The sequence below is a fragment of the Plectonema radiosum NIES-515 genome (genome assembly GCF_025753815.1).
In the GTDB taxonomy this organism is placed as follows: Bacteria; Cyanobacteriota; Cyanobacteriia; order Cyanobacteriales; family Nostocaceae; genus Hassallia; species Hassallia radiosum_A.
The window spans coordinates 36181-42194 of sequence record NZ_JAOWRF010000105.1 but is presented as its reverse complement, the minus strand read 5'-3'; the positions used below and the strand labels follow the sequence as shown (position 1 = coordinate 42194).

Annotated in this window: 9 protein-coding genes; 8 read left to right on the top strand and 1 reads right to left on the bottom strand. The window is 41.7% G+C overall.

Annotation, left to right across the window (positions count from 1 at the left end):
* On the top strand, positions 1 to 400 hold a 400-nt coding region (locus OGM63_RS06925), incomplete at its 5' end, for a hypothetical protein (RefSeq protein WP_263744768.1).
* 156 nt (positions 401 to 556) lie between these two features.
* Entirely contained in the window at positions 557 to 811 is a 255-nt protein-coding gene (locus tag OGM63_RS06920; protein ID WP_263744767.1) for a TIGR02450 family Trp-rich protein, read from the top strand.
* 251 nt (positions 812 to 1062) lie between these two features.
* Here the strand turns inward: OGM63_RS06920 and OGM63_RS06915 are convergent, their stop codons facing one another.
* Positions 1063 to 1290 carry a hypothetical protein gene (locus OGM63_RS06915; RefSeq protein WP_263744766.1) on the bottom strand — a complete coding sequence of 76 codons (228 nt, stop codon included), beginning with the start codon at positions 1288 to 1290 and terminating at the stop codon, positions 1063 to 1065.
* Positions 1291 to 1607: 317 nt separating this feature from the next.
* Here OGM63_RS06915 and bchL point away from each other — a divergent pair, with 317 nt between their 5' ends.
* From bchL to OGM63_RS06885, 6 genes are all read left to right on the top strand, one after another.
* The gene (bchL, locus tag OGM63_RS06910; RefSeq protein ID WP_263744765.1) at positions 1608 to 2474 is read left to right on the top strand and encodes a ferredoxin:protochlorophyllide reductase (ATP-dependent) iron-sulfur ATP-binding protein; all 867 of its coding nucleotides are present in this window, start codon (positions 1608 to 1610) and stop codon (positions 2472 to 2474) included.
* A 30-nt stretch (positions 2475 to 2504) separates the two neighbouring features.
* Entirely contained in the window at positions 2505 to 3320 is an 816-nt protein-coding gene (locus OGM63_RS06905; RefSeq protein ID WP_263744764.1) for a DUF5331 domain-containing protein, read from the top strand.
* Positions 3321 to 3546: 226 nt separating this feature from the next.
* On the top strand, positions 3547 to 4950 hold the full coding sequence (locus OGM63_RS06900; protein WP_263744763.1) for a ferredoxin:protochlorophyllide reductase (ATP-dependent) subunit N: 1404 nt from the start codon (positions 3547 to 3549) through the stop codon (positions 4948 to 4950).
* A 177-nt stretch (positions 4951 to 5127) separates the two neighbouring features.
* Complete coding sequence (locus OGM63_RS06895; protein WP_263744762.1) at positions 5128 to 5379, top strand: type II toxin-antitoxin system Phd/YefM family antitoxin; 252 nt, start codon at positions 5128 to 5130, stop codon at positions 5377 to 5379.
* Positions 5360 to 5620, top strand: a complete 261-nt coding sequence (locus OGM63_RS06890; RefSeq protein ID WP_263744761.1) for a Txe/YoeB family addiction module toxin — start codon at positions 5360 to 5362, stop codon at positions 5618 to 5620. The genes OGM63_RS06895 and OGM63_RS06890 overlap by 20 nt, the downstream gene beginning before the upstream one ends.
* A 93-nt stretch (positions 5621 to 5713) precedes the next feature.
* On the top strand, positions 5714 to 6007 hold the full coding sequence (locus OGM63_RS06885) for a DUF2442 domain-containing protein (RefSeq protein WP_263744759.1): 294 nt from the start codon (positions 5714 to 5716) through the stop codon (positions 6005 to 6007).
* Positions 6008 to 6014 lie beyond the last annotated feature (7 nt).

Below are 6014 nucleotides of genomic sequence, written 5' to 3'. Positions count from 1 at the left end.
CTCCCCCTGCTCCCGACACACAAAAAGTTACCATAATCTTATGATTGACCCCCACGACTTTGAGGATGATGACTTTGAATTTGAGGAAGAAGATTTCATCTTCCAAAAGCGCGTCAGCGAAATGAACGAAGGTGAATTGCTACAGCGCTTTAAGCGGTTTTTCGACAGCAGCAGTCGGGCAATGTTGCAAGATTGCCGATTTCGCATTGTAAACCACGAAGATGGCACAGGTACTCTAGAAATTCTCTGTCCTAACGAAGTTGTCCGGCAACGCTTATCTAAAAAAAGGCGCAAAATTAACAATCAGATCAGGAGTTGTTGGCTCCATATTAAATCGTTTTCCCTCTGCGTTGAAGAAAATGGTGAAGTCGTTTGTGATACCTTTACCGGTGGGGGATGAGAGGATGAGGGCAGGGGGACGACTTGGGGACAAGGGGACAAGGGAGACAAGGGAGACAAGGGAGACAAGGGGACAAGGGGACAAGGGAGACAAGGGAGACAAGGGGGAATTACCAATTACCATTGACCATTGACCATTGACCATTGACCATTGACAATGCCTAAAAAACCAAAATTTCCTTACTTAGTCGGTTCTAAATGGACAGCGCAGCAAAAAGTAGATGGTTGGCGACACTTTCAAGTTGTGAATCGCAAAAATCAGGCTAAGTGGGTTTATGCTGAGATGGTTGCTGCTTGTGACCCCAATGTTCGCTTCTGGCTCAATGCCAAATTATTACAAGATAATTCTCAGTGGCAAGCAGGCTGGCAAACATTACAAGAAATAAGGGCAGTATCCGAGGATGTATCCTAACTCTGCATATTACACCTTGTAGTTTGTGCTTTAGCGCTAAAGCACAAACTACAAACTCATCACATGAATATAAGAGTAGGACTAATTATATAAAGCTTGCCGACCCAGCCTTAAAAATCTTTGATTTTGTGTTAGTCCACGCAGGTGGACTTTGTAAATTTAGCCTCGGCTTATAGCCTGCGGGGGGTTAGTGCAAGGTATTTAATAAAATTTAACCAATATTCCGTAAATTAATAATTTTTTACAAAAAACTAGAAATCAGTCAAAAATAGCGATCGCCTAATCTTGCTTTCCCAGCCAATTACCCATTTATTGTGATTGACAAAAGTAACTTTATTTGCATTTTCGGCATAAAAACCTGGATTTCCCAGGCTGAAAGCTGAGTTTATCCCAACCAATCTGGCTTCCACAGCCTTTGCTGTCAGTACTTCAGCCTCTCTGAGCAAGCACTCATAACTAAAATTGCCATTGACAATCACTTACTTCGATGAAATCCATTGAAAAAGGCAATTAAGCTTTTTGTGTTTTGTCACTAATTTTAATTAATTAAATACCAAAAATATTAAATTTTACTTTTTTGAGGCTTTGTATAGTTTTATAGTGAATTAAAAGCCAAATGTGATTGTTTAAGACAAAATCTGCCTAATATAACCCTATGACAGATTCACCGCCACTTTCTTTTACATTCGATTTAGATAATAATGACGAAGACCTCACACATCGCGCCTTGTGCGGCTAGGTGAAGGCAAATGTTTTAGCCAAGAGTTTGAAAAGAAACTATAAGAGGCAGACAAAAGTGAAATTAGCAGTTTACGGAAAAGGTGGTATCGGTAAATCCACAACTAGCTGTAACATCTCCGTAGCCCTAGCCAGACGCGGGAAGAAAGTTCTCCAAATAGGGTGTGACCCAAAACACGACAGTACTTTTACCTTGACCGGGTTTTTGATTCCGACAATTATCGACACCCTGCAAGAAAAAGACTATCACTACGAAGATGTCTGGCCCGAAGATGTAATCTACAAAGGTTACGGTGGTGTCGATTGTGTTGAAGCCGGCGGTCCACCTGCTGGTGCAGGATGTGGCGGTTACGTAGTCGGCGAAACCGTAAAATTACTGAAAGAACTCAACGCCTTTGATGAGTACGATGTGATTTTATTTGACGTTCTCGGTGACGTTGTATGTGGTGGTTTTGCAGCACCTCTCAACTATGCTGATTACTGCTTGATTGTTACCGATAACGGCTTTGATGCTTTATTTGCCGCAAACCGCATTGCAGCTTCAGTACGCGAAAAAGCACGTACTCACCCATTGCGTTTAGCTGGTTTAATTGGTAATCGCACTTCCAAACGCGACTTGATCGAGAAATACATAGAAGCAGTACCCATGCCAGTACTGGAAGTATTACCTTTGATAGAAGACATCCGTGTTTCTCGCGTCAAAGGCAAGACTTTATTTGAAATGGCAGAGAACGATCCTTCTCTGAACTACGTTTGCGATTACTACCTCAGCATCGCCGACCAAATTTTAGCGCGTCCAGAAGGTGTTGTACCTACCGACACTCCAGACCGGGAATTGTTCTCTTTGTTGTCTGATTTTTACTTAAATCCGAGTAAACCCCAGGTTACTAATCCGGAAGAGCAATTAGACTTGATGATTGTATAAATCATCTATTTTCTCAGGATGGGGGACAATATGGCTTTCTTTTACAGCTTTACAGATTCTTTAAGACAAAAGTGGTTGCAATTTTTCCAGGCGAATCGTGACTGGATTACCCTCCACATGCAGGTAGAATCGGTTTACACCCCCGATGGTGGAAAGCGACCACCGTCTTACCTCATCCTGGGAGTCGTTAACGCGCTAGAACCGAAGTTAGCGCAGTTAATGCTGCCTTTTGCGAAATTGAATCCAGACGCAGATACTTTGGTAGAAGTGCTGGATTTGCATTTCGATCCTGATATGGCTTTGGGCAACCACGTCATGCCCAAAGTAGAAGAAGATATGGAATCAGAAGGAGTCATTCAGGGAAAGCCTCATGATGAAACCTTGACGATTCACAATGTAAATGGCTTTGGGGAAGAGGCGATTATTCACGAGTTCGTGATGGTAGATTCTCATCAAGAAATGCTGATCCCAGATGAGTTTAGCCAAATGTCCCTAGGTAAAATAGCTGAAATGCCAGTGCCGAATGAATCTGAAAATGGATTTGGCGATATTTCCTTCAGCAACGGACAAAACTCAAACCAAACACCCAGCATGGAATCTGTTGATGATTTTGGCGATATTTCCTTTGATGACTTGAAGGATAGCGACAGCAAAATCTCCGCAGCAACTGCACCATCAGCAAACTTGGGGCAAAACATGCTGGATGATTTGGATACACCAGACGAAAATGCCTTTAGCGACGTGTTGTCTGATGTCTGGAGTGAAGAAAAATCAGTCTCAGGGGAAGATTTGCCATCTGGCATTTTTGACGACTCGGAAATTGCTCGGCTTTTCCCCAACGCGTAATTACAAAGTTAGGGGTAAAGAGTGAGGAGTGAGGAGTGAGGAGTGAGGAGTTAGGAATAAGGAATAAAAACTTGTCGTAATTCATAACTCATAACTCCCGTAAAGACGCGAGGAACATCGCGTCTCTAGATAACTCCTAACTCCTAACTCCTAACTCCTAACTCCTAACTCCTAACTCCTAACTCCTAACTCCTAACTTTAAATACCACGGGGAGTAAATAATAAAATGACTGCTACTCAAGAACCATCAGCTTTAAATTTTGAGTGTGAAACTGGTAATTATCATACGTTTTGCCCGATTAGCTGCGTAGCGTGGCTATACCAAAAAATTGAAGATAGTTTCTTTTTGGTGATTGGGACAAAGACTTGTGGCTACTTCTTACAAAACGCGATGGGGGTGATGATTTTTGCAGAACCCCGCTATGCAATGGCTGAGTTGGAAGAAGGAGATATTTCCGCACAGTTGAATGATTATGAAGAGTTAAAGCGGTTGTGCTTGCAAATTAAACGCGATCGCAATCCGAGTGTAATTGTCTGGATTGGCACTTGCACCACGGAAATCATCAAAACTGACTTGGAAGGTTTGGCTCCTAAGCTAGAATCGGAAATTGGTATCCCGATTGTCGTAGCGCGTGCTAACGGTCTAGATTACGCCTTTACTCAAGGAGAAGACACCGTCTTAGCTGCGATGGCTAATCGTTGTCCAGATAAGTCTCCGGTGGCGGAAACAGAGAAAAATGAGCGGAATGCGATCGCTAAATTACTCAACTTCGGTAAAAAGAAAGAAGAAGTAGCCCAAGACGAATCTGAGTACGCAGATCATCCACCTTTGGTTTTATTTGGTTCTCTCCCCGATCCGGTTGTAACTCAGTTAACTTTGGAACTGAAGAGACAAGGTATAAAAGTTTCCGGTTGGTTGCCTGCGAAGCGCTTTACTGAATTGCCTGTCCTGGAAGAAGGGTATTATGTCTCTGGTGTCAATCCTTTTCTCAGCCGTACTGCTACCACTTTGATGCGTCGTCGCAAATGTAAGCTAATTGGCTCACCTTTCCCCATTGGACCCGATGGTACTCGCGCTTGGATTGAGAAAATCTGCTCGGTGTTTGGTATTACTCCGAAAGGTTTGGATGAGCGGGAAGCACAAATTTGGGAAGGTTTGGAAGATTACCTTCAACTGATTCGCGGCAAGTCTGTATTTTTCATGGGTGATAACTTGCTGGAAGTCTCTCTAGCGCGGTTCCTGGTGCGTTGCGGGATGACTGTTCAGGAAATTGGTATCCCTTATATGGATAAGCGCTATCAAGCTGCTGAGTTGATTTTGTTGGAGAAAACTTGTAAGGAAATGGGTTCACCCCTGCCTTCTATTGTCGAGAAGCCGGATAATTACAATCAGCTTCAGCGGATTTATGAGTTGAAGCCTGATTTGGTGATTACTGGTATGGCTCACGCTAACCCGTTGGAAGCACGGGGGATTAATACTAAGTGGTCTGTGGAGTTCACTTTTGCTCAAATTCACGGCTTTACGAATGCGCGGGATATTTTGGAGTTGGTGACTCGTCCGTTGCGTCGAAATAACAATTTGAAGGATTTGGGTTGGGATAAGTTGGTGAGGGAAGACGCTAAGGTTTAACCTTAGCCTCAGAGAAATTTTGTAGGGTGTGTTAGCGCGATCGCGTAACGCACCTTTTTTTTACGAACCGCCAAGGTGCCAAGGACGCCAAGAGAAGAGAAGGGAGCGATCGCTCAAATCTCTTCTCAGTCAGATACAGTTACAATAAGGTGGTAAAAATGGGAGTAAATAGGAATTATGTTGAGTGGAATTAAACAAAAGGCTATTGTCGGAAAAGATGGCAAAATTGAGTTATGTGCAACGGAACTAGCAGAAGGAACAGTAGTAGAAGTCATTGTGCTAGTTGAGCCACAAACTGAAGAAGATGATACTACCTATCTGATGAAATCAGAAGCTAACAAAAAACATCTGCTTAAAGCTATGGAGAATGTAGACAAAGGAAACCTAATTTACGTTGATTTAGATGAGTATGAAAAAAGTCGCATTTGAACCAGAAGCATTTGAACAACTAGGTCAATGGGCGACAGAAGACAAAAAAGTTTTCAAAAAAATATTGGAACTGATTAGAGATATACAAAGAGAACCCTTTTCAGGCATAGGGAAACCAGAGCCATTAAAATATGAATTACAAGGTTACTGGTCAAGGCGTATTACAGATGAACATAGATTAGTTTACAAAGTAGAAGAAGATTTATTGACTATTCTGTCTTGCAAATATCATTATTTATAGACGATGACGCGCCCTTAGCGGTTCGTTTTTTGGTATTTTTGCGTAAGTCTTAATCCAGTCATAAGGGAGAATATTGAACCATTAAAGTAAATTATGTTAAAAGACATTATAGAAGTTATTCCCCAAGATAATTATCAACTTTATCTAAAGTTTGAAGATGGACAAAAAGGTATTATTAATGTTAACGAATTAATCGAATTTACCGGAGTTTTTGAACCTTTAAAAGATTTAGACTATTTTAGAACAGTTAAAGTTAACTCTGAATGGGGGACAATTCACTGGAATAATGGCGCAGATTTAGATCCAGATGTTCTTTATTCTATGGTGACAGGTAAATCTATTCCTAAATATCGAGAAATAGATGAATATGAAAAAAGTTGCAGTTGAAACATAA

Bases quoted from the DNA above. Each gene is read 5' to 3' on its own strand.
- OGM63_RS06920 (WP_263744767.1), top strand. From the start codon at position 557: ATGCCTAAAAAACCAAAATTTCCTTACTTAGTCGGTTCTAAATGGACA.
- OGM63_RS06905 (WP_263744764.1), top strand. From the start codon at position 2,505: ATGGCTTTCTTTTACAGCTTTACAGATTCTTTAAGACAAAAGTGGTTG.
- OGM63_RS06900 (WP_263744763.1), top strand. From the start codon at position 3,547: ATGACTGCTACTCAAGAACCATCAGCTTTAAATTTTGAGTGTGAAACT.
- OGM63_RS06895 (WP_263744762.1), top strand. From the start codon at position 5,128: ATGTTGAGTGGAATTAAACAAAAGGCTATTGTCGGAAAAGATGGCAAA.
- OGM63_RS06890 (WP_263744761.1), top strand. From the start codon at position 5,360: ATGAAAAAAGTCGCATTTGAACCAGAAGCATTTGAACAACTAGGTCAA.
- OGM63_RS06885 (WP_263744759.1), top strand. From the start codon at position 5,714: ATGTTAAAAGACATTATAGAAGTTATTCCCCAAGATAATTATCAACTT.